The sequence below is a fragment of the Ancylobacter terrae genome (assembly GCF_045108345.1).
In the GTDB taxonomy this organism is placed as follows: domain Bacteria; phylum Pseudomonadota; class Alphaproteobacteria; order Rhizobiales; family Xanthobacteraceae; genus Ancylobacter.
Map to the genome: position 1 here is coordinate 359,666 of NZ_JBJGXH010000001.1, position 23,455 is coordinate 383,120.

Annotated in this window: 19 protein-coding genes; all 19 read right to left on the reverse strand. The window is 67.5% G+C overall.

Annotation, left to right across the window (positions count from 1 at the left end; all coding sequences use genetic code 11):
• Window positions 1–9: 9 nt before the first annotated feature.
• The gene (locus ACEUEL_RS01685) at window positions 10–4,923 is read right to left on the reverse strand and encodes an LPD38 domain-containing protein (protein ID WP_405701504.1); all 4,914 of its coding nucleotides are present in this window, start codon (window positions 4,921–4,923) and stop codon (window positions 10–12) included.
• Window positions 4,920–6,854: a hypothetical protein gene (locus ACEUEL_RS01690; protein ID WP_405701506.1), complete on the reverse strand. Its 1,935-nt coding sequence runs from the start codon at window positions 6,852–6,854 to the stop codon at window positions 4,920–4,922. The genes ACEUEL_RS01685 and ACEUEL_RS01690 overlap by 4 nt, the downstream gene beginning before the upstream one ends.
• Before the next feature lie 3 nt (window positions 6,855–6,857).
• Window positions 6,858–7,460 (reverse strand): hypothetical protein, encoded by a 603-nt coding sequence (locus tag ACEUEL_RS01695; protein ID WP_405701508.1) that lies wholly within the window; start codon window positions 7,458–7,460, stop codon window positions 6,858–6,860.
• Window positions 7,460–9,541: a hypothetical protein gene (locus ACEUEL_RS01700; RefSeq protein ID WP_405701510.1), complete on the reverse strand. Its 2,082-nt coding sequence runs from the start codon at window positions 9,539–9,541 to the stop codon at window positions 7,460–7,462. The genes ACEUEL_RS01695 and ACEUEL_RS01700 overlap by 1 nt, the downstream gene beginning before the upstream one ends.
• Entirely contained in the window at window positions 9,538–10,155 is a 618-nt protein-coding gene (locus tag ACEUEL_RS01705; RefSeq protein WP_405701513.1) for a hypothetical protein, read from the reverse strand. The genes ACEUEL_RS01700 and ACEUEL_RS01705 overlap by 4 nt, the downstream gene beginning before the upstream one ends.
• 73 nt (window positions 10,156–10,228) lie before the next feature.
• Window positions 10,229–10,504: a hypothetical protein gene (locus ACEUEL_RS01710; protein ID WP_405701515.1), complete on the reverse strand. Its 276-nt coding sequence runs from the start codon at window positions 10,502–10,504 to the stop codon at window positions 10,229–10,231.
• A gap of 36 nt (window positions 10,505–10,540) precedes the next feature.
• Entirely contained in the window at window positions 10,541–11,407 is an 867-nt protein-coding gene (locus ACEUEL_RS01715) for a phage capsid protein (RefSeq protein ID WP_405701518.1), read from the reverse strand.
• A gap of 80 nt (window positions 11,408–11,487) precedes the next feature.
• Window positions 11,488–12,048 carry a hypothetical protein gene (locus ACEUEL_RS01720; protein WP_405701519.1) on the reverse strand — a complete coding sequence of 187 codons (561 nt, stop codon included), beginning with the start codon at window positions 12,046–12,048 and terminating at the stop codon, window positions 11,488–11,490.
• A 254-nt stretch (window positions 12,049–12,302) separates the two neighbouring features.
• A complete protein-coding gene (locus tag ACEUEL_RS01725) occupies window positions 12,303–12,668 on the reverse strand; it encodes a hypothetical protein (protein ID WP_405701521.1) in 366 nt (121 codons plus the stop codon).
• A complete protein-coding gene (locus ACEUEL_RS01730) occupies window positions 12,665–14,266 on the reverse strand; it encodes a portal protein (protein WP_405701524.1) in 1,602 nt (533 codons plus the stop codon). Before ACEUEL_RS01730 ends, ACEUEL_RS01725 begins: the two co-directional genes overlap by 4 nt.
• On the reverse strand, window positions 14,266–14,487 hold the full coding sequence (locus ACEUEL_RS01735) for a hypothetical protein (protein WP_405701525.1): 222 nt from the start codon (window positions 14,485–14,487) through the stop codon (window positions 14,266–14,268). The genes ACEUEL_RS01730 and ACEUEL_RS01735 overlap by 1 nt, the downstream gene beginning before the upstream one ends.
• 127 nt (window positions 14,488–14,614) lie before the next feature.
• A complete protein-coding gene (locus tag ACEUEL_RS01740; protein WP_405701526.1) occupies window positions 14,615–15,277 on the reverse strand; it encodes a hypothetical protein in 663 nt (220 codons plus the stop codon).
• Window positions 15,274–15,471 carry a hypothetical protein gene (locus ACEUEL_RS01745; protein WP_405701528.1) on the reverse strand — a complete coding sequence of 66 codons (198 nt, stop codon included), beginning with the start codon at window positions 15,469–15,471 and terminating at the stop codon, window positions 15,274–15,276. The genes ACEUEL_RS01740 and ACEUEL_RS01745 overlap by 4 nt, the downstream gene beginning before the upstream one ends.
• Window positions 15,472–15,959: 488 nt before the next feature.
• Entirely contained in the window at window positions 15,960–17,546 is a 1,587-nt protein-coding gene (locus ACEUEL_RS01750; RefSeq protein WP_405701529.1) for a hypothetical protein, read from the reverse strand.
• A gap of 323 nt (window positions 17,547–17,869) precedes the next feature.
• The gene (locus ACEUEL_RS01755) at window positions 17,870–18,508 is read right to left on the reverse strand and encodes a hypothetical protein (protein ID WP_405701531.1); all 639 of its coding nucleotides are present in this window, start codon (window positions 18,506–18,508) and stop codon (window positions 17,870–17,872) included.
• 653 nt (window positions 18,509–19,161) lie between these two features.
• Window positions 19,162–21,012 carry a hypothetical protein gene (locus ACEUEL_RS01760; RefSeq protein ID WP_405701533.1) on the reverse strand — a complete coding sequence of 617 codons (1,851 nt, stop codon included), beginning with the start codon at window positions 21,010–21,012 and terminating at the stop codon, window positions 19,162–19,164.
• Between the two features lie 15 nt (window positions 21,013–21,027).
• Window positions 21,028–21,723, reverse strand: coding sequence for a hypothetical protein (locus ACEUEL_RS01765; protein WP_405701536.1), 696 nt, complete (start codon window positions 21,721–21,723; stop codon window positions 21,028–21,030).
• A gap of 12 nt (window positions 21,724–21,735) precedes the next feature.
• The gene (locus ACEUEL_RS01770; protein ID WP_405701538.1) at window positions 21,736–22,842 is read right to left on the reverse strand and encodes a DUF7146 domain-containing protein; all 1,107 of its coding nucleotides are present in this window, start codon (window positions 22,840–22,842) and stop codon (window positions 21,736–21,738) included.
• Entirely contained in the window at window positions 22,839–23,453 is a 615-nt protein-coding gene (locus tag ACEUEL_RS01775) for a hypothetical protein (RefSeq protein ID WP_405701540.1), read from the reverse strand. Before ACEUEL_RS01775 ends, ACEUEL_RS01770 begins: the two co-directional genes overlap by 4 nt.
• Between the last annotated feature and the right edge of the window lie 2 nt (window positions 23,454–23,455).

The following is a 23,455-nucleotide window of genomic DNA, read 5'->3' on the forward strand; positions in this document are numbered from 1 at the left end:
CGGCATGGGTCAGTCAACCGTCGCCGGCTGGCCCGGCACGGCGGGCTTGCTGCGGCGCTTGATGCGCTTCCCGCCGAGCTCGGTGCCGGCCGCCTTCGCCTCGCCCTCGAGGTCCTTGACGAAGGCATCGCTGCCGTCCTCGAGCAGGCGCTTGCGCAGCTCCGGCCAGCCGCGCTCCACCAGGCCGCGATCCCATACCTTGGCCGTCGCATAGCGGTCCGCGAGCAGGCCCAGCACGACGGGCGAGACCGCCTCGAGCTCACGCACATAGCCGTCCGTATCCATGGGCTTGCGCATCTGCCATCCTTTTTCGCCGATGGCGATCAGCGCGTTCCGCGCTTCCACCATGGCGAGATCCGCGAGGATGTCATCGACCGTCCCACGATCGGCCGAGGAAATGTCGATCGGGCTGCCCTCGCCGTCGATCAGCAGGTTGGAGGCGATGTCGCGTCGGATTTTGCCGATCGCCCGCACCGCCGACCGGGCGCGGATCAGCGGGTTGAGCCGCTGCACCGGCGCCGGCATCATCTCGGATACGAGATAGGCCCGTTTGTCTGCCGTCAGCGACGCCAGGTAGTCATCGGCCGCGGCAACGTCGCCGGCGTCCATCATCGCCCGCCAGCTTCGCGCCGCGCCCTCGAGCGACCCGCTGCGCTCGGATACGAGATCCCAGAACGCCTTGGACGATGCAGAGCCGCGCGAGGCGGATTTCACGAAGCGGCGCGTGAGGAAGACCTCATCCCACCCCTGCGTGGGCTTGTCGCCGCTCGCCATATCCGACAGCGCCATGGCCGTGCGCCCCACAGAACCGAACTGCGAGGTCACGAACTGGTCGATCATCACCGGCGGCTGATTGATCGCCTTGCCCACCACACGCCCGATCTGCGAGGTGGCGGCCGTGTATTGCAGCCAGGGCTCCATGCCCTCGAGCTCGGCGGGCACGATCGGCCGGCCGGTGAACATGTCCGTGTTGGTCTTGGCCTCGTAATAGAACTTCAGGATCGGGAGGCCCTCGAAGAGGTTAGGGGGGGCGATCACCGAGAACAGCCCATCGAGATAGCGGGAAGCCGCGAGCGGATCGTGCTCGGCGAAAGCATCCCAGGCCGCTTCCGCGGCATTCAGAACGACGGCTAGCTCGAAGGGCTTGGGGATCGCCGTCCAGTAATCGCCCGTCTTCACCATCCAGTGCGTGGCCCGGGTGGTCGGGCTTATCTCCGCATAGTCGTCGTGCCGGCTCATAAGCGCATGGATGCCGAGACCGGCCACGGTGAGCGCGGCAAGTCGACCCCACTTCTTCATGGCCTCGCCCTTGAGGCGGGCATCCTCCGCCGTCACCACGGCGCGGAAGGCCGGCTCGATCATCTCGCGCGACACCTTGTCGAACCCCTGAAGCGAGGCGTTCAGGAACGGCACCAGGCGGCTCATTGCCGCCATCTGCGAGCCGCGACGCCCGAAATCCATGTGATCGCGGGCGCGCCACGCGGCCTCGAGCGTCGCCTCCCAGTCGTTGAGGCCGCGCGCCTGCGCCTCCCGGTGAAATTCCTTGAAGAGGCCGAGCCGCATGCCGGTCTCCGATATCTCGGTCACTTCGGCAATACCCTTGATCCACTTGCGCGGATCGGCATGGCGAAAGCGCTGCGTGAGCCATCCCTTGTTCCGCAGGGCCGCGAGGTCGCGATCGACCGCGCCATCGCGCAGAGCTGCCACCTCCTGCCCGCCCATGATGCCGCCGGCCGCGTTGTACTTGCGTGCCGCCTCACGCCCCAGCACCTCATCGGCCATGCCGCGCACCGTGCCCGCGAGGCGGCGGAACGGGCTCCCGTAGAAGATGGAGGCCATTGCCTGGTCGCGGATCAGGTTGGCGAGAACAAACGCCGGGTCCGCGGTAATGCCCGTGCGGAGTGCCGAGGATGACAGCGACGCCATGTCCAGAAACAGGTTCTTTTCCGCCGGCCCCATCGCGCTGAGAGCGCGGTAGATGTCCAGTCCGAATTCCCGGTCGGCGAGGCGCAGGGCGCGCAGATCGCCGCCGTCGCGGAAAAACACGATGGTCTCGCCCTTGGTGTTGATCACCGCCGGCCGGAAGATCCGCGCCGGCTCATCGCCAACGAGGCTTTCCACCATGTCGCGCAGGGCAATCACGTCCGGGCCGCTCATGCCGGACTGGCGCGCGGCCGCCTCGATCACCTCGAGCGGGTCCGCGAGCATCATGCGCATCTCGCGCGCCGGGATGCGCTCGGCAATCGCCGCCCCGCCATGGCCGGCGATACGGGCGAGGCGATCGAGCGCCTTGACCACATCGTTGCGGGCAATGGCCGAAGCCGTCTCATAGGCGTCGGTCATCATGCTTTCGAGCGGGTTGATCACGTCCCGCGTCGATCCCTTGAAGCGTCGCACATAGCCGCCCTTCGCGTCGCCCCCGCGCGATCCCGAAACGGCGCCGGCCGGATCGCCGTCATAGTCAAAGGCGCGCAGGCCCGGCACGTAGTCGCGGATTTTCAGCCCGTCCGCATGCTGCTCGGGTGTGATCAGGCCGGCCGCCAGCTTCTTGTCCCAGAGGGCGAGCTGCCATTCATGAGCTTTCGCGGCCGCCGTCACGAACTGTGGGTTCGCCGCTTCAGCTTCCTGCACATGCAGCGCATGGTCGCCCTTGGTCAGCTTGTCCGGCTGGTTGGGGATGAGCCCCTTCTCGAAGCGTTCCCACTCGCCCAGCGCGCGGCGCGACCAGAGATAGGCGCCGAATTCGACCACCTTCGCGTCATCCCAGCGGCCGAGCGCATTAGGCGCGCCCACCGCCTCGATGATGGCATCGCGCAGCGAGGCCGTTGACGGGTTCGTCGCACGGTACGGCACGACGCCATGCATGATGTCCATGTGGCCGGCCGACTGTGCGTTGCGGGACAGGCGCGCCAGCTTGTAGGGATCATCGATCACATCGAGGTCGATAGGCTTGCCCTGCTGCTCGGCGGCAATCTTGGCCAGCGCCCGCACCGATCGCTGTAGTGGGTGCAGGTTGTCAAAGATCGCGGTATAGGCGCGCTGGATGTTCTCGGCGATGGTCTCGCCGAGCCCGTAGCGCTTCACGTTCGCCGCCTGCCGTCGCACCCAGCCGGGCCGCTTCGCCGTGGCGATGGTCGACTGCACCGCCCGGCCCGAAGGCTGGGCAATCCAGTCGCGATAGGCGCCGCGCACCTGCTCGAGCACCGGCGGCAGGTCCGGGGCCTCGCGCGCGAGGAAGTCGCGGAACTCGGCCGCGAACTTGGGGGCCGCGAGCTGCGCCTGGTCTGGCGTCGTCATGAACAGCCGGAACCACTCGGCGAAGCCCTCTTCCAGCTTGTGCGCCGGATTGGCGCCGACATAGGCCATGGGCTCGAGCTCGCCGGCGTGACGCTTCATCAGCGGCGCAAGGTCGCCCGCAGCGGTGCCGTCCAGCCCGCCGAAACGCGCCTGCACCGCATGGCCGATTTCATGGGTGAAGGTCTCCCAATCATCCTGCCGGCGCAGACGCAGGGCGCCATTGTCGAAATTGTAGGTGCCCCGCGCGCGCTTGATGGTCATGCGGCCCTGCCGCACGGCGGGCACGGCGATCGCGTCGCGCAAGGTTTCAGATAGTTCCTTCAGCCGGACGAAACTCGGCGGCTCGGCGCTTGCCGCTACGCCGCCGGCGGGGCGATTGACACCGGATCGCTCGGCGACACGGGGAAAGGCCTCCCCGCTGCCTTCGGCCGACATCGCACGGACGGAGGTGTCATCGAGCCCACGCGCGCGCCCCTCGGCGAGGCCCTGCAACTGCTCGCCCAATGTGGGCGATTGAGCGGTGGCGACCTCTTCGGGCAGCAGCAGACTGACGAGCTCGTCGCGCCGCGCCTCGAGCGAGGCGACCTGGTCGGCGGCACCCGCCGCGCGGGCATCGGGCAGGTCGCGCACCAGAATGTTCGACAGCTCTCCGACGTGGGAGTGCCGTGGATCGCGCGGATCGGTAGCGTCATCGATGCCCACCGCCCGGCGCAACTCACCGAAGAGGGCGCCCTCGCGCGAATGGAGATCGCGCGACCGGGCAACATCCGCCTGTCCCGCGGCCTCCTTTGCGGCGGGTAGCGCTTCGAGGTCGGAGACGATGGCGTCGATATTGCGGGCGGGCGGCACCTCTTCCGGCCGGATCGTGATGCGCAAGGGCGCGCCGGCCGTGACGGGCGGCGAAGGTTGAGCCTCCGGCGCGCGAGGTGCCGGGACGGCGCCACCCGGCAAAGGCTCCGCCGATATCGGCGCGGCGTCGGGTGGCGGCGCGGCCAAGGGCGCGGCCTCCGGGGGTGTGGGGGCGGCAGAGGGAATATCGGCGACGGGTTCAGGCGGACGCACTTCAGGCGCCGCGCGATCGGCAGCCGCCGCTGGCGCCCGATGCGTGAGAGGCCCGAAGGCGCCGCCGGCGACGGTGCCCAGCGCTGTCGACGCCAGGAGCTGCGTCACGCTGAAACTGTCGCGCCGATCGCTGGCGATTTCGATGCCCTGAATGGCGCTGTCGATGACGAGGTTCGATATGGCCGCGTCGGTTGCACCGGCGAATATCCGCGCGGCGATGCTGGTACCGGATCGGCCCGCTGCCTCGAGGAGCCGCACGCCGGCGCCGATCGGAATGTAGTTTTCAAGGCCGGTCATCGAGCCGCCGATCTGGCCGGCAAGCGCGGTCAGCCCTTCATCCCAGGTCGACCAGCCCGGCAACGCCTCGTAATAGGCATCGAAGCGGGCGCGGCCGGTTTCGATCTCCGGCAGTAGCGCATCGCGCGTCGCGCCGCCCAGCGTGCCGGTGCGCTGCGCCTGCTCGAAATTCGCCCAGAAGCGTTCGCTGACGGACGGCGCCGGCCCGGCGGAAAGCGTCGGCGCCGCGGCCTGTGTGGTGTCGAACGGATCGATATCGTCGCTCATTGCCCCGGCATCCAGCTTTCGCCCTGGTCGGGAGACGCCGCGGCCGGGGCGGGTTGCACCCGCGATTGATCCTTCTGCCGCTGGCGCAGATAGAAGGCAGCCCAGCCGTCCCCAAAGCGGGCATCGAACTGCGCCGCGAGCGCGGGATTGCCCAGCAGGAGTTCGATCGACTGATAGGTGGGCACCTCGCGGAAGGCCTGCGGCCGGTCCTGCTGCCCACCCATCGCCGCCTCGCCGCGCCCGGTGTCGCCACGCACCGCGCTGGTGGCCGGCGAGCGGGCGGCAGGCCCGGCCGGCGTACCGATCCGACGCAGAAGGTGGCCGGCCGTGGCCTCCGCATCGACGTCCGAGCCGACTTCCCGAAGCACCTGCACAAGCACCTCGTCGGAAAGATCCCCGTAGCGGTCGCTGACCGAGCGCGCGAGATCGAGCGTCGCCTTGCCGGGATTGCTGGCGCGCTTCACGTCGAGGGCGAGCGCCTGCGCCTCGCGCCGGGTGAGCGGCTGACGGGCCAGCTCGGCGATGCCGATTTCCTGCTGCGCGGCGAGGCGGGCTTGCGCGAGCCGCCGATAGGTCTCGGGAGCGTCGGGGTTCAAGCCCGCCTTGGCCTGCTGCACCGACGCGAACGTGCCATCGACCGCGCTCGCCGGGTCGGTGCGACGCAGATCGATGATGGAGCGCGCCTTTTTTGCCGCCGCCTCGTAGACCTGCTGACGCGCCGAGAACCCCTCCGCGCCAGGCTGCGGCGCCAGCGCCTCGAGGCGGGCCGTTATCGCCCCATCCGGCAGAGACGCGAAATCCGCCGTGGCGTTGAACAGGTTCAGCGCCGCCGACCGCCGATCGCTCCACTGCGCCGCCTCACGCGGTCCGAGAATGCGCGCCACGTCGACAGGGTCGATTTCCCGATCGCCGAGCAGGACCGGCTTTCCTGTCGCTCCAAGGCTGGCCACGTCGTCGTTCAGCGCGGCCTTGAGTTCGATCCGGCCCTCGAGGTTTTCCTGTTCGGCTGCCGCGCGCTCCGCCCGGGCCTGCCCGATGAGCTGCGATTGCAGCCCATAGACGGTGTTGTAATCGAGCTGCCCGAGCGGTCCCTCGCCGGTGCCCCACGCATCGATGAGGCCCGCGGCGAACTTCTCCTTGGCGGCAAGATCGGGGAGATTGTCATAGGTGCCGCGGATGCGCGCCCGCACACCGGCGAGCCGCATTTCATCCTTGCGCCGGCGCCCCTCCGCCGGAGTGATCGCGCCCGCCGCCATCTGGCCATCGATGATCGAGGCGTTGACGCGGTATTCCTTGTCGAGCTCCTCATCACCGCCGCGCGTGCCGCCCAGCACGAAGGATCGCCGCTCGAATTCGCCGCGCGCGGCGACGAACTGCTCATCGGCGGCCGCCTGCGCATCCGCCCGCTGCCGCGCCACCGCCTGCCGCTGCACCGCATTGCCATAGGTGCGGGAGCGCTCCGCGAAATTCCGCTCGAAAGCCTCGCGCACCTGAGGGTCGGAAAGGTTCGGGTCTTTCAGGAAGCGCTCGCGCTGCTGCGCCACGGCCGCGTTGAAGCCGTCCGGGTTGTCGGCATTCGCGTCGAATGCCTCGCCGAGCGCGTCATCGAGGTTGGCCGCCAGCCGCCAGCTATAGGCGCGCTCGGCCGCGGCGTCGTAGGCGTCGCCCCGGATGGTCCCATCGCGCCGCAAGTCGAGCGGCGCGCCCGTGGCCGCGGCGGCGCCGGCGGCGAGGCCCGCATCCTCGCCCTCGCGCGCGGCCGCTCGATCGGCGATCACGCCGAGCTGGTCGGCGAGGCCCCCGAACACCGATGCCGCGGCGCGGCCCGCCGCGCCATTGTCGAGCTCCGCGCCGGGCATGGCGGCGGATACCTGCCCCTGCGCATCGAGCGCGCGGAACCGGCCGGGAGAGGCGGCCCTGCGGTTCGCCATGGTTCAGCCCCTGACTGCCGACGAGACGGAGGATTGCAGCAGGCTGCCGCCGGCCGAGAGATAGCTCGCCATGCGTCGGGCCCGTGCTTGCGAGCGAAATCCAGCGGCACGCGCCCGATGCTGCGCCGCGCGATAGTCCTGGTCGGCGCGGTCGATGGACAGCTCTTGCGCCAGGCTGGTCTCGGCGGCCGCGTTCATGTCCTCCGCGATCCCCGTGGAGAGGTCGATGCCGGCGGCCGCAGCGTTCACGTCGTTCTCGCCGAGGACCGTCAGCAGCTCCCGCTTCATTGCCGTGCGGCGCTGAATGCCGAGGTTCTGCTCGCGCTTGGCGTCGAGATCCGCCTGTCCGGCTTGCATGGTCAGCGCCCGGCTGTCCGCCGCGCCCGAGGCCAGCGAGCCGAACGCGCCGAGCACGGATGCCGCGCCCGACAGGATCGAGGCCGCCGACAACCCTGCCGTCGTTGCGGCGGCGCCAATGCCGGTGGCGCCGGCGCCGGCGAGAAAGGTGGGCACCGCGGCGGCGCCGGCGGCGCCGACGACGGGCACGGCTGCGGCGGTTGCGGCGGTGGCGCCCAGGGCGCCGATGACGGGAGCCAGGAACGCCATCAGAGCGCCGCCTCTACCACGATGGATTTCAGGGTGAGGCGCCCGGGACGTACCTGCGTCACGGTCACGCGCGGATCGTCGCGGAAGCCCTTGAGGTTCCGCTTTGAGCGCAGGCCGGTGAAACCCATGGAGAGTTCGGACGCTCCGGCCGGAATGTCGGCCATGGCAAACAGCGGCAGGTCGATCGGCGGGCCACCGTTGACGGATATGGCTACCGATGTCGTGTCCTCGAGCTGCAGGTGCACCGAGTGAATGCGCCCCTTGCCGATCGCGACAATCTTCGGCCCCACCTCGCGCGAGAGGGGCAGCGTCGTGATCCGCGGCGGCGTCCAGCGACCGACCGTCACGGTCGCACAGGCGCGGGGCAGCGCGATCGTGCCATCGGCCACGGTGAACGGGCCGAACACGTTGCCGTCACCGATCGTCCACACCTCGCGCCCCTCGAAGCTCGCGAGACCGTTCACACCCGCGGCCGGCGGATCGAACGCGAATGCCACGGCGTCATCGAGCAGGAGCCCCTCCTCGAACACCTCGAGGGACCGGGCAAGTCCGGCGCCGGCGGGCCGCTCGCAGATCGTCGCGAGCTCGTTGCGTCCGTTGCACGATGCCGCGATGAAAGCGCCGTCGCTGGCCACGCGGCTGAAGGCGGTGACCTCCTGGTCGCGGAGCAGCGTGCCCAGCACCATCTGCCGATCGGCCCGCACCAGGGCGATACGGTTGCCCTGTTGCGATCCGGTCTTGCCACGCACGGCGAGATCGACCACGTCCCGCACCAGGTGCGGCGCGAGCAGGCCGAGATCGCCCGTCACATAGTTGCCGTTGGTGTCGAGCCAGCGGAATTCACCGATACCGCCACCCTCCGCCAGGGCGAACAGGATGGCGCCTTCGTTCTCGGCGACCGCGCGGCCGCCGGCGCCGTTCCGGCTGGCTTCCACATGCACCGGCGGGCTGGTCTTCGAGAGCGCCCGATCGGCGATCGAGTATTCCGCCTCGCTGGTGAGGATGATCAGGTCGCGCCCGGCGATGATGCGCATGATGGCTTCGCCGCCGGCGGTGTCCATGGGCACGAGGAACGGGCCGTTGGCGGTGTCGAGCCGCTGATCGAAATTGTAGTAGTAGCCGGCTCGCGACACGAGATAGGCGTTCGGCAAGCCCTTCAGTCCGCCGAGCAGCAGGCGCTGCTGGTAGAAGGCGGCAGTGCGCACATAGCCCTTGCCGGCCGAGATGATCGGCTCGCCCGGGGCAACACCTACCACCTTCTTCGAGCACACGACGGCGGCATCGGCCTTGTTGATGACGCGGCCGGAGACCGCCCAGCCGTCGCCCTCGTTGCCGGTGCCGGAAAAGATGATCTTGAACCGGTCGTCCGTGGCATCGACGACGACGACGGAGATCCCCGGCGCGATGTTCGGCAGGGCCCGCAGGGCGTCGCGCATGCGCGTGGCGCTCGCCGCCTGTTCCGGCCCCGAGACCGTCAGGCCGAGCCGCAGCGAGGCCGTCTCGATGTTGGAGACGGTGAGGGTGAACACCACCTCGTTGTTCCGCGGCGTGTCCCCTTCACGGAAGCCGATGAACTCGATTTCCCATTCGGCCGAGACGCCGTTCGTGTAGACCCCGCCGTAATCGTACAGCGGCAAGCCGGTGAGCGGCGCCGCGTCGAGCGTCCAGCTCGTCGGGCCAGCGTGTTTCAGCCGTTTCGGTTCGGTGTCGACATGGGTCAAGATGCCGGTGTCGAGCAGTTGCGCCATGTTGAGGTCGCCTAGCTGCGCCTCGGAATAGGGATGCGCAATGCCGGTGTGCTCGGTCGCCAGCTCGTAGACGGTGAACTCGGCGGCATCGGCCACGATGTCATAGGCCGCGCCATTCGAAGCGGTGAAGGGAAAGAGCCGCGCCGCGCTCGAGGAGAGCAGCGCGCGCCGCCGCAGCCCGGGGCGCAGGGTGAGCCCACCCTGCGGCGTCACGTCGACGTTCACAGCCTCCCGCAGGCCGGACCAGAAATACTTGTAATCGTCCTTCTCCCACAGCGAGCCCGCAATCTCGCCAGCGGTGAACGACGCTTGTTTGCGGCCCGCGCGCTTCATCCGCGCCAGCTCGCGCTGAGGGGATCGGTGCCCAAGGCGAGCCGCTTCGCCGGCGTGCGGAACGCCTGGTTTCGGATAGCTACGCCAATCGCGCCGCCGCGGAAATCCTGCGACGGCGTCCCGTAGGCGTTCACGCGCAGCTCGGCGCGCAATCCGTCATTCGAGGCCATGGAAAGGGCGAGCTCGGCGGCGATCGCCAGCACCACCGCCTCGCGGAACGTGCCGGGCCAGCGCGCCGGGGGAGGGCGCACATTCACGACCGCGTAGAGGGGCGAGGCGAGAGCGAGGATGCGCGCCCCGTGTAGGGTCCACCCATAGAAGGCCCGATCCGGCGTCGCGATGTCGTCGACGACGCGCAGCGGTTCGCCGATCGCGTCCGTCGGCAGTTCGAACACATAGGGATAACCGAGGACCGGGGAGGCGATGCCCGCAAGCTGCGGAAGCTGGCGGAGCTCGCGGGTGAAGTCCCAGGTGTGCAGGTCGAGGCAGAAGTCGGTGACCGACTGATAGACCAGCTCGAGGCTGTCATCGCCGGCGGCCTCCGCGAGCGAGGTCGGCGCCTCCTCGCCAATGCGGGCGGCAGCCATCTGGACGATGCGCAGGGGATCGAGCATGGGCGCGCCTCATAGGAGAAGGGTGGCGGCCGGGGGTCCGCCTCCCCGGCCGCCGTCAGACGTGACCTCGTCGTCAGGCCACGTTCTGAGCTCCGATGGTCACCACCCCCGCCGCGATAGCGGTGACCATGTAATCGCGACGACGGGGCGTGCCGCCGAGATCAAGCGAGCAGTCAATCTGGTCGCCAACGGTGAGCTGCGACGCCATGACGTTGAAATACCCCGTCGTTTCGACGGCAGCCGCCGTGTCGAGGCTGACATACATGTACTTGGATCGAACCGACCCCGGGCCGATACCAACGGAGGGGCCAGCGACGAGACGCGACCAGCCCTGAAGTGCGAAAGCCATGATTTGTCTCCGAGAGCTTGAGTAACCGCCGCGCGATCAGGTGAAGACGATGGTGCCGTCGTCGGGGTTCGGGAACCGGCCGCGCACCAGCGCGTCGGGCTGAAGCGCCGCGACCGCCGCCTCGTGTTCCATGCGGCAGGACCAGGCCCCGAGATCGTTCTCCCAGTCCCACATGGTCTGGAGCTGGAAGTTGAGGCAGTAGCCCATTGCCCAGCGCGGATAGAGGATGATGTCCACATTGCCGGCGGACGGCACAGGGAACAGCTCATCGGGCGCGAGGAACCAATGGACCCCGCTCCACGTCTTCGCGCTGGTCATCTTCGCGAGAGGCAGATCAGGCCCGGTGTACTCCGAACTCGATACCTGCTTGGCGGCGAGGAACTGGTTCCACAGGAGGCTCGGCAGAGGGCAGAAATTGTCACCCCGCCACACGCCCTTTGCCGCCCGCTGGGCCTTCTGCACCATGGTCAGAGCGTAGGCTGCGTTGAAGGCGTTGGCGCCGCCGTTGACATAACGGTAGCCGGCGGTCGGCGCCGCCGCATTGAGCTTGCCCATGATGTCTTCGTCGCTGGCGCGGCCGAGCGCTTGGGCACCGATCTTGGCGAGGTTGTCCCGCTCTTTCACGTTGGTGCGGGTCAGATCGTACTTGTAGACGTAGTCGAAAGCTTCCCAAGTCTCGAGCAGAGCCTCGGTCTGGCCGGCATCCGGGTTCATGGGCACCGCCCGCTGCGCCCGCTGCTTTTTGCGGGCCTTGCCGGCGCCGATTTTCGGCCAGATCGCCTTGGAGCCTTCGATCTTCTCTTCGCTCTGCATCGTGCCGGAGAGCAGGAAGCCCTCCGACTGGATTTCGAGGATTACCTTGTCCTTGTACTGCTGGATGAAGGTCGCATCGATCTTCTGCATCACGTCCCCCGTGTGAAACGACACGCGGGGTGTGGCGGTGATCCCCCGGCAGGGGCAAAGCTAGGCGCGCGGAGGAAGCGTCAACCGTAGTGCCTCTTGTAGCGGGCATCGACGCTCGCGCGGTATGTCTCGTCGTACTTGGGAGAGCTGCTGTCGTAGCGAGGGTCCTTCATCGCCGCCCGAAGGCTGGCGGGCGTGTCCCGCCCCGGGCTGGCTTGCGCTTCGGCCGACACGCCAATGCCGTCGCCATCGAGCAGGCCCCGCAGCTTGTCGATCACCTCGAGGCCCGCCGCGGTGTCGGTCAGCACATCGAGCTCCACCTGTCCGGCGTCGGAAAGGCCGAGCTGCTTGCCGAGACCGGACGCGAAGGCGACACGGTCGCCATGCTGCCGCGCGAGCTCGGTCTTGTCGGTGATACCAAGGCTCTGCCCCCACGCCTCCATCTGCTTCTGCGGGTTGAACGGCGGCGGCAGCACGCCGTTCGCCAGCGCGGGGCCGAACACGTCGGTGAGGAACGCGCCGAAGGCCTTCGGCGGAATGCCGTGCTTCAGCGCCGCGTCCCGGGCGGAGGCATAAAGCGGATCGTCCGCCGCGAAGGCGCCGGCGAGATGGTCCTTATGATCGCCGTCCCACTGCACCATGTAATCCGCCGCCTGGTGGGCCGGCGGCGCCGCTGGCGCGGCCGGAGCGGCGGGAGCGGCAGGCGCTGCCGGAGCCGCCGCAGGTGCGGGCGCCGTCGGTGCAGCCGGCGCTGCGGGAGCGGGCGCCGCCGGGGCGGCAGCGGCTGCCGCCGGCGCCGGGGCGGCTGGGGCGGGAGCGGGTGCCGCATCGCCCTCAGGCGCGCGGAAGATCGTGACGAAGAAGCGGAAGCCGAACATCGCGGAACCTCATCGGGTCAGGTGCGGATTTCGAGCGTCTCGCCGAGACCCTCGGCGACGAGACGCAGGATTTCAAAGGCGAGCTCGTTGGCGCCCTCGCGCTTCAGCCCCGCCATGCCGACCTCCTCGAGACTGAGGCCGGGCTGGTAGTGGAACGCGACCCGCCGCAACGTCCGGCGGAAGATCCATTCGAGCAGCAGCCGGCCGTCCGGCGTGCCGAAGAGCCGCGCGGCCGCGGCGGCCAGGCGCTCGCGCTCCTCGCGCCGGCGGCGGGCGGCCTTCTTGCCCTCCTCGAGGCGATCGGTTTGCAGCTTGTCGAAGCCGGAGAAATCGCCGCGCGCGACGGCGGCGATCATCTCCTCGAGGTTCACATCGAGGTTCATGCGAGCGTCTCCGGGGGAGGTTCGGTGGGGCCGGCATCCATCGCCGGCCCGCCATTGTGTCCGATGCCAGCCCGGGCGAGCTCGAGCGCCATGGCCTGCGCCTGGTCGGCCGCCTCGGCCTGCTTGCGCTCCTCTTCCTTCAGGATGAGGTTGCTGGGCACGTCCATGACGCGGCCGACTTCGGCTAGCGCATCGGCGAACTTGCCGACGTGGTGTTTCTTGTCGCCCATCAGCATCATGACCATCTCGAGCCACTGCACGATCTTCTGCACGCGGCTGGTTTCGCGGGCGATGGCGAGCGGCGAGGAGACGGCGACGCGGACCAGGAGCTGGTCGATCGGTGTCTGGTACTGGATGACACGCCGGTTGAAGCAGATTTCGATGAGGCGGCGCACCAGCGGAACGATGATTTCCGCGACCAGGCGCCCGAAGGCCCCGACATGGTCGGAGGCGAGCCGCTTCACCCGTTCGAGGATTTCCGTTGCCGACCGCACCGCCGCCCCGTCGGGCGGCAGGGACTGGTCCATCATCGCCGCCTGCACACCCATGCGCAGGTCGTTCAAGACAAGGTTCGAGAGATCGATGCGTGGATCGGGGAAGCGCTGGACGGACGGGCCGAGCGTCCCGCCATTGCGCGCCACCTTCCAGAAGGCACCGGGCATGATCGGCGAATTCTCGGGGTTGAACACGCCGTCATCGATCGCCGTGTAAATCCCGATCATGGCGATGGCGGCCGCCTGAAGCGTGTAGCGCTGGGCGGTGTTGAGGGTGCGGATCGTCGGCATGGCGAGCATGATCGTGCCGCGCCCATAGGTCTCGCCCGACACCTTGAAGTAGCGCGGCGTCAGCCAGGGCGAGGTTCGATAGTCGCGCGTCGAGAGCGGCGTTTCCTGCTCGTTGCACCAGACCGTGTGCCGCCAGCGCTTGCGCTTGGCGTCCCAAACCGTGTCCTGGTGCAGGTCGATTTCGGTTTCCGGCGCCTTCTGCTCATATTCCGCCAGCTTCTCTTCGAACTTGGCCTTCGGCCACGTCTCGCGGATCGAGCGCACCGCCCATTTCTTCTTCCAGAACACCCCGGAAATCTCGCCGTAGCCACCGCTTTCCAGCAGGATTTCGGAGAGCGGCACGGTGATGAACCGGGCGATCTTCTCGCCTTCGCCCTCCAGGATCAGCATGCAGCCTGTGCCGGCCGCGAGATCGAGCGCCATCTCGGCGAACGCATTGTCCCATTCGCCGTCGATCAGCGTCGCGGCGAGCACGTCGCGAATGCCCTCGAGATCGGTCGAGAGCTGCTCGCGCGCGTCCGGCTGGCGCACCAGCGGCCCCGGCTCGAGCTTGAAGAAGGTTTCGCCGGGCGGAGCGAGGTCCGATTGCAGCTTGCCGCCGAAGCGGAAGGCGGAGACGATCGCCGTGTGGTCGTAGACTTCATTGACCCGCTCGGCGCCGGGGCTTTCCGAGGCGTCCTTTCGGAAGGGGATGGCGAACTTGTAGGCGTCATCCAGCAGCGGCTGGAACTGGTCGCGCACGCCCTGCGCCCGGTCGCGGCGCTTCTTCAGGCCGGCCGTCACCGAGGCCGGCATCGCCACGGCGTCCGCCATCAGGAGCCACCGCCCATGGTGCTGGCGCCCTGCTGCGCACCGAGTGCGTCGAAGAATGTCAGGAGACGCCGGCCGCGCGTGCCGCCGCCGGTCGATTTTGCCTGGTCGACTTCGCCTTGCTGCCGGGCGAGATCGGCCAACTGCCGTCGCTGCGCCGCCGCCGCCTGCCGCTGCGCAAGCGCTGCCGCCTTTTCCGATCCGCCACCGAACATCGCGCCCATGGGAAGCCTCCTCAAGGAGGCCAACGCTAGGGCGGTAGAGGCTGGGTCAACCGTTACCGCGTCGCAATGGAGCTTGTGAAATAACCGAGCCGATTAATCTCTTATTCACTTGACGAAATTATATATATCAAACCTTATTTAAATAACACTTTGATACATAGTCACGATCTTTATCATATACATCAAATTTTATATTAATCGCAAATGTTTGATTTCTTTCCACTGAAAAACTTACGGTACAATTAGACCGAGCTCGTCTTCCTGACCTAGCTCGAACGTCTGTCTTATAAGTCAAAGTGTGAGTGCCTTTCTTTAAATATAAATTAAAACCATCAAAGCCCTCGTCCAAACTCATAGAATAATATTCTTCTCCATTAACAAGAAAGTCTATATTGCTCCTGCTTGCATAGACATCGCCAATTCCAGTATTATCAATCCACATTCCATTTGAAACAAACTCAATTCTATATTCCTTATTCTCTTCAATTTCTATTTGTGATAATCTTTTATTTACACAACCTACATATATTTCATAAACTTTTGCTCTTTCATTCTCAGGAACAAGTCTGATTATGTCGGTCATTATTTGCTGGTTTAATTTCCCTTCAACTCTGCCTTTCTCGTATGCGTCTTGAATTGATCCCTTCAGGTTCCCATCTATTTTTACGCTGGAGCCCATTCCGCATGACATGAGTATGTTCATGAACTCGGTGGTTGATGGAAGCGGTGCCGCGCTGGCGCGAAGGCTCAACGACATGTAAACCAGAACTAAGATAATGACTCTCATCATTTTTTTGCTCCCCCAAGTATAACTGACAACGCGCCAACCATGGCTCCAAGCACTGTCTTAAAGCCATCTCGTGATACTGACGCAACAGATTCCTGAGCAACTGGCCCAAGGAAATTGGATATTATCAAAAGTGCTACACATGTAGCCAGCAAAGAGCCAAATACAATAATCGCTATTCGTTGGCTGCTGGTCATTTTTTTTCCCCACGATTTGATATCTTAGGATGTCAAGCTGTCCAATCCCGGTGAGTCCTGGTTCCTTGCTGCTTATTCGAATTATGCTAGCACTGGTTGTAGGCGTTACAAGGGGGCCGGGGCGCCGACATGCGGATTCGGGACCTGTCGCTGCCAAAGGGTTTGCGATATCGGGATGAAGCCCATCAGACGGGCTAGGCGTTCGCCCTCGGGCGTCATGACGCTAACCCAAGCGCCACGCTCGGCGGCGAGCACGGAACGCATCAGCCGGGTGATCCGTAGCATGTAACCACTGGCGGCTGGTGCGGCAATGAACCATGCTCCCCCGTTGGGAAGGAGACCGCCGGCCGCCAGTACTTCCCCACCAGCATGCTGAACCACCCAGGTGCGTCCCGCTTCTGCTTGAGAACGGATTGCTGCCCACCGATACGCCGAGCCGTTGCCAGCGCAAGTCGCGAGATCGAGGATCGTCGCCGGCGATCGCAGCGTCACCATCGCGCGCGCCCGCCGTTCACACCCACCTTGTGCGGATCGAAATTCCCGGCCATCGGCGGCCCGCCATTGTGGCCCATCGGTGGGGCTGCACCGTCGCGGCCGGCACCGACCCGCCCCCCGCGGCCGGCTTCCGCAACGACGCCGGCCCGTCCGCGGAAGCCGAGCACCAGGTATTGCAGAGCGTCCATCGGATGCGACGCGGCGTTCTTCTCCGGCGTCGGCTCGAATTGCCCGTCGATCCTCTTCTTGTATCGATAGGCCGACGAGAGACCCCGGATAAGCGTCTTGCAATGCGGGGAGAGGACCAGGCGCGGGCGCCCATCGTCGAGCATGTGCCGCAGTTCTTGGCTCACGGCGCCGATGCGCAGCGATAGCTCATTCGAGATCGGCACACCGACCGCCAGGCCGAGCACGACGCCGATGCTCTCGATCCACGCCAGCTCGCCACCCTCGCGGTCGGCACCATACTGCGAAGCCGGATCGGCGAAGGCACGCACGTTCCGGCCGGTGCGCGGGGGATATCCGCGACGGTCCATCAGATCCAGCAGCGCTTCGCCGAAGCGATCAGCGCCGTAGCCATGCCCGAGGTAGAGCTCATCGGTGATGCGGATTTGGCCGCGCGGCGTGACCTGCCCGATCACGGCGGCGGGGTGCAGTCCCGCATCGAGGCCGATCAGCGTCAGCAGGTTCGGATCTACGGCAATCTCGCGCGCCTCGACGTGGCGCTGCCGGTCGAAGGCAGTGAACACCGGCTTGCCCTCGCGGGAGTAGCCGAACTGGTTGTCGACGAAGCGCCGCACGAACCAGTCTTCCTGGTTGGCTATCATGTCCTCGTAATAGCCCGCCTCGAGGTGCTTCAGGTTCTCGGCGTCGGGATGCCGCCCGGAGGGCTGGGCATAGAGCACGCGGCCGGGCTTGCCGTTCTCCATGAAGTTCGCGTGCACCCAATTGTCTTCATCGGGCGCATTGAGGTCGCCGATCACCTGTTTGTGCCGCGGCGCCCTTTCGTCGGCGAGCTCGGTCTTGTTCGGGTAGCGGCCCACGCGCTGCTCGACCGCCGCCAGCGCGTCGTCGCTCAACGTGTCCGCCTCATTGAGCCAGGCACCCGAGATTTCGAGGCCGCGCAGCACGTCGGCCACCTTGTGCTCGCCGAGGCCGATGAAGAGCGTTTCCGCTTCCACCGTCGTTCCGTCGAAGAGCCGCCAGCGCAGGATGTGCGTCACGGGCCGGTCATTGCCGCCCGTCCAGGTCGACCCGGGATAGGTTTTGGGAAACCAGAGCTGCCAGCTTTTCAGCACTGTGCGTTCGCTGTCGCGGAAGCTGGTCCGCAGTACGATCCAGCGCGAGCGCCGCACGCCCTTGCGATCCGGCGGCATCAGTGTCGCGGCCAGCACGCGCTTGAAGGCGCAGACCGTGGTCTTGCCACCGCCCACCGGCCCCATGAGGAATTGGGTGAGGTCGCGCTGGTTGTTCAGAAACGCCTGCGACACTGGACCCGGCGGGCGATATCTGAAAATATCGAATTCTTCATCCCGCTCTAGGTCCGCCACCAGTGAGCGCACGTCGGTTTCATCGAGCATCCCGCACCCCTGCGCTTGCGTAGGCCCATGCCGTCGCGGTGACGAAGCCGGAAACCCCGACCCCCTTTCGCCCCGGTTGATCGGCGCGCCCTCTCCGAACCGTCAGCCCATCATCGGGGATGCCGAAGGGCTGAAATCGACGACGGTGTGCGCACCGATGCCCCTGAGGGGGGGAGGGGGCGGCCCTCGGGGGAAGCCCCGGCGAGGCCCCCGGGGGGCTCGCGGCCGCGCCGCCGGCGCCGGCCACCGGCCCGGCGGATCGATCGAGGGGCGCCTCGCTCAAACGAGGCCGGACCCCGCCGGGAGCGCCGTGCCGTTGATTTTCAATCAACGCCATGGTCGCCCTCAACCCGTTGATCCGCCTCGCTTTCGCGCTCCCGTGAGACGGTTGCCCCGTGAGACGGTCGCGTCGCGCCATCGGTAACCCCTTGATTTTCCAGCATCGGCAGGCCGACCGACATGGGCTCGGCCGCGCGCCCGCCGTCGATCCGTCCGCGATCGATGTCGAGCTGGTTGGTGCCCACCTCGATGACCAGGACGGGCAGCGCTTCCTCCGGCTGGAGCTCGATCGTCGGCATTTTGCCGTGCACGAACGGCAGCAGCTCGGCCGCGGCCCGCAGTCGGATCGCATGCGCTTCCTTCCGCGAGCAGCGTTCCAGCGCCGGCACCGCCGTGCCGTCCTCGTTTCGGTTGAGGGCGTTCTGGATCGCGGCCTCGCTCATCGACATGGTCTCCGCGAGCACCACCGCCGGATCGCGATAGCCGAGCTGCGCCAGGTGCTCGCGGAGCTGGCGCTTCGAGCGCGCCTCCGCGCCCGCCGGCCGGCCCGGCTGGCGCAGCCGCATCGGGTCGGCGCCGATGCCCGGCAGGGCGCCCTGCGAATTTTTCCCGTCGTCGGCGCGCTCACCCACCCGCAAAACCCCCGCGATAAATTGCCTGCCGCAGCCGGGCGCCGGTAACACCAGACGCGCCGGTGTTACCGCTGGTGTTACCGAGATTTCCGTTGTTCTTCATATAGTTATATACCCCTCAACACTGATAACACCGACAACACCACCACCCTCCATACGCGCGCGCGTGCGTGTGCATATGTGAGGCGCATCCGGTGTTGCCGGTGTTACTGCCTCACGATTTTCGGTTGTTTCCGCTGCTATTTCAGCGGCTTACGCTGGTAACACCGGCGCCCGAGCGGTGTTACCGAGGTGTTGCCGGTGTTACCCGACCCGATGCCCAAGGCCCCGACCGCAAGTATTCCCTGATCCTGACGGCCGCGCGGACCCGTCAACCGCGAACGGGCGGGGGTTTGCAGATGGGGGCAGCACTGGCGCAGCGGGTGCGGGTTCATGGGCGCGACGGGGGCTGGGGTGATGATGGATCGGCGCCGGCCTGGTCGGCCGGCACGTTGATGCAAGAGGGCGCGCGGGGCGCGCCAATCGGCGCGGCCTGCGGCCGCTGGTCGATCGTGAGGGCGAAGCGCGCCCCCGGCCGGGTTCCAGCCGCCAGCGGCCCTAGAGGCCGCCGGCTAGGGCACTGTGGCGCCGGCGCGCTCCGCCGATCCACACGTTGAAGAGAAGCTGGCGCCGCCGCAGGGTGATATTCTCACTCTCATCTCGCCTCACCTCTCGCCTAGTCTGTCGAATTCGTGCAGGGCGATGAGCGTGCATCGAACGTTCATGCCGTTTATCTTCCGCAGGTTCTTGTGCTTGTCCGTGATGATGACGGCTGGCGGCCCCTGCCGCAGGGCGCCAGACCAGCCGCCTATTCCCGCCTGTCCCGCCCACACCGTGCCCTCGAAGAGCTCGGAGAGCAGGGGCGAGGTGTTCGGCACCGCGAGGATGAAGCCGTCCGCGATGGCGAGGTCGCGCACCAGGCCGAGCCCCGCCTGGGCGAGCTGGCGTTGCGCTTCCGTGAGGGTCAGGCTGTCCCGCCCTTCCTTCAGGTCCTCGATGAGCTGACCCACCGCCTGCCGGTTGCCCTGCTTCCAGGCGGGCACGCGGGCGCCGAGGATATGCGACACGCAGTTGCGCCAGTTCTTCTGGCGCTGCACATGCTCGGGCAGCGCGTCGACGCCGAGCATGACCGACCAGTTGTCGATCGCGTTCGTGCTCGCCTCCGCCATGGCCGCGTCGCCCAGCAGCAGGTGCGCGGCCGCGACCAGCGTGCCGTAGGTGTCCTGCCCCCGGCTGTCGTGGCCGCCCTTGAACAGCACCTTGCGGTAGCGCTCGAACAGCTCCGGCCACGCCTCCCAGCGGTCCATCAGGCGGCGCAGCATGCGCGGGCCGATCGTGTCGGCGAGCTTGAGCACTGGTGGCTCGGCGATCTTGGCCGGGTCGAGATCGCGCAGCGTCAGCACGCCGAGGCGCGAAAGATCCTGCGGCGGAAGCGGCGGCGCATTGATGGCGCTGAAAAGGAAGGTGGAGCGCGCCTGGAATTCGACGCCGGCATTGTCCTGTCCCCCGCGCAGCATCAGCCCGCCCGAGGCCGCGAGGCGCGCCAGCTTCACGACTGCGATGACCTTGCGGTTGTCGGCCTCCGCCTCGAGCTCGTCGACGCCCACCGGCAGCGCGTCGGTGCCGATGCGCTGATAGATACCGGCCGACGTGGTGTCGGTCGCCTGCACCAGCATGCCGCCCAGGACGGCCTTGATCAGCCGCTGCAGGTGGGACTTGCCGGTGCCGGCGTCGCCGACGAGAAAGATCGAGGGGCGCCAGTCCAGCGCGCCGCCGAGCATGGCGACCACCAGCCATCCGAGGATCAGGATCGGGTCGACGTCCGGCCGCTCCCACGACCAGGTGCGGAGCATCTCCAGCAGCTCGGGGCCGGGGTTGATGTCGTCGGTCACCGGCGCCGCCCATGGGTGCGGCAGGGTCGGCCGACGCGGGTAGAAGAATTCGCCGCGCTCGCCGGTGTCGACGACGGTATTGCCGATGTAGAGCACATCGCCGCAATGGATGATCAGTTCGCCGTCCTTGCCCTTCCACGCGCCGCGTCCGCGGATGCGCTCCACCTGGTTCCACACGCCCTTTTTCTTGGCGGCCGCGAACAGGTCCTGCCGCACCATCTCGGCTTTCCAGCCGGTCACGGTGAAGGGGTCGCCTTCCTTCTTCGGCGGGGTGATCTTGGGCCACGCCCAATAGAGGTAGAGCGGGCGCGCTCCGAACAGGCGCTGGATCACGTCCTGCCCGCACTGGCGGCCCTCGGGGATGACGAAGAGCTGGCCGATATCGTCGATGAAATAGAGCGTCTGCCCGTCCACCCCGAGCGGATGCACCGGGCAGCCGGGCGGCAGGCCCCACACATCGGCGAGGCCCTTCGCGCGCCATTGCCCCGGGTGAACGCCATCGCGATCCTGCCCGATCTCGGGATCGGCAATCTCGCGCTGGCGCTCGACCCGGCTCTGGACGCCGCGGACGGCTTTCCCGATGACGCCCGCGACAACGCCGGCGCCACGCCTGTTTTCGGCCATGTGATGCTCTCAGGCTCAGCCGGCCTTGGCGGACTTCTTGCCATTGGATTTGGCCTTGGCCGGCGGCTCCTCCGGCGGCAGTTCGGCGGCCGGCGGGTTGAAGGCCGAAAGCATGGCCGGTTCCGCTTCCGGCGCGGCCGGCTCCGGTGCGGGCTCGGCAACGGCCGGCGCCGTCATCATCTTCAGCGCTGCGGCGCGCACCTCGTCGATCGGCCCTTCCTTGTCCTCGTCGAAGATGGTCTCCGCCAGCGCCGGCACCCGGCCGATCCGCGTCACGCCCTCGCTCGCCCGCGCCTCCTCGATCAGCACGGAATAGACGCGGTTGGCGACCAGGGCGAAGAGCTCCCATGCCCGCCGGCGGGCCGGGGGCAGGTCGTTCCATTCCTCGCCGCGCGCGTCGATCGCCCCGCGCTCGGCGGCAAGGCGGAACATCACCTCGCCGCTGTCGACATTGTAGGCGAGCGCCAGCGTGGCGAGCTGCTCAAGGATGGCCTCGCCGATCAGCGAATTGGCGTCGGCATCGCCGATGGCGCGCGTGAAGTCGCCGGGCAGATACCAGAAATTCGCCAGCTCCTGCCCGTCGCCGTCGCCCGGCGTCGCCGCGGCCGCCAGCTCCCCCGCGTCCAGCGCCAGCATCACCGACATGGCGCTACCGTGCCCGCCGGTGAGCGCCGCCTGGATGAACTCGTCGCGCAACTCCGCCCGATGCATCGCCCGTCTCCCCTAAAGCGCGCCGGCGGAAATCGCCTGCGCCAGATCGTTGAAATCCTTGCCGTGCGGGGAAGCGATCCACTCGCACGGCTTGCCGAAGCCCTGAAGCCGGGCGAAAGCGTCATCGAATTGAGCGACTGCCTGCGGGCTGGCCCAGTCATTGTCCCGCAGCACGACGTAGCCGGAGGCCCATGGCATGTCGGAGAGATCGCCGAGATAGCCGAGGCTGATGAATGCGGCGACGCGCGCCTCCCGCTCCGCCATAGCGGCGGTGAGCGCATCTTCGATGCCCTCCGCGAGGATGACGATCGAGCTTTCCCCACGCCGGCCGGCCTCGATCGGCCCGTGCTTCGAGGCGCCGCGCGAGAGCCAGATCAGCCCGCCGGAGATCCCGCGCGGCCACACCTTGCGGGGCGATCGCACCGGCGCCTTGTCCAGCCCATCATGCCGCAGCCAGGTGCGATGCACGCCGATGATGTCGCCCTTCATGTCGACGATGCCGGCCGCGATGCACGGCCATTCGCGGCCGCTGTCGACATGCTTGTGCGACGGCAGCCAGCGCAGCAGCGAGGGCGCGCCGCCGATGCCCGGCAGGTCGATCGCGCGCGCCTCGGTCAGGTAGCGCCAGGCGGGCGAAGGTGCGCCACCCGGCGCCGGCGGGGCGATCGGCTTGCCCGAAAGCCAGAGCGCCTTGGCGCGGCGCCGCAGCTCGTCGAGTTCGCGCGCGTCCTCATGTGCGGTGCGTCGCTCCTCCTCGCGCCATTCGGCCTGCTTCGCCAGCAGCGCCGGGCCGGTGAGCTGGCGGATGCCCGTCCAGTTGGCCAGCCACTTGATGGCGTCGCCGCGCGAAAGCCGCAGCGCCAGGGCGACCAGGTCGATCACGTCGCCCTGCTCGCCGGAAGAGGTGTCGCGCCAGCCACCGGCGGCCGCGCCGGTGAGGAACACGAAGAAGGAGCCGACGCGACGATCAGGCTTACCCGTCCGGCCCGGGTTCCGGCAGAAGTAATAAGCGCCGGAGAAATAGCCCTGCGGGTCCGGCAATATGTGCTTCACCAGCGAGCGGATCGACGCCTTGCCGGCGTGGCGCACATCCTCGATATGGCCGCGATCGAAGCTCATCGCGCCACCTCGAAGGGCGCGGCGAGCATTTCGAGGCCGCGATCGGCGCGCTCGTCGTCGCGATCATCCTCGATCCCGCGCAGCGCCTTGCTCACCGCCTGCTTCGAGATGCCGGCGACACCGGCGGCCGCGGCCATCGACACGTCATGCACGGTGACGAGGAGATAGAGCGCCCGGTGCCGCACCTCCGCCGCCGCGCGCCATTGCGCATCGCCCTTAAGGTTCGCATGCGGATCGGCCGCCACGGCGATGGCCGGGGGCACGCCCATGTCGATCGCCACCATGGCGAGGATCGCCACCCACAGCTTCGGCAGCAGCTCGGCGGGATCGCGCCCCGCCTCGCGGCCGAGCTGCTCGATCGCCGTCTCAAGACGCCGCAGGGTGGAGGCCCGGGGCGCAACGATGCCGAGGCGGGCACGACGATAGGCACGCTCGGCGACCTGGGCGCGGGAGCAGACTTCCATCACCGTCGCGCCGGCCGCGATCCGCCGCGCCTCCAGCGCCGCGAATTTCGGGCAGATTTTTTTTCGTGAGGCCGAACCGACCCCACGCATTTCCGGGGAGACGGTTGACAAAAGACCGGTCTTTTCGAGCCGGCGCAGCGCGGACATGG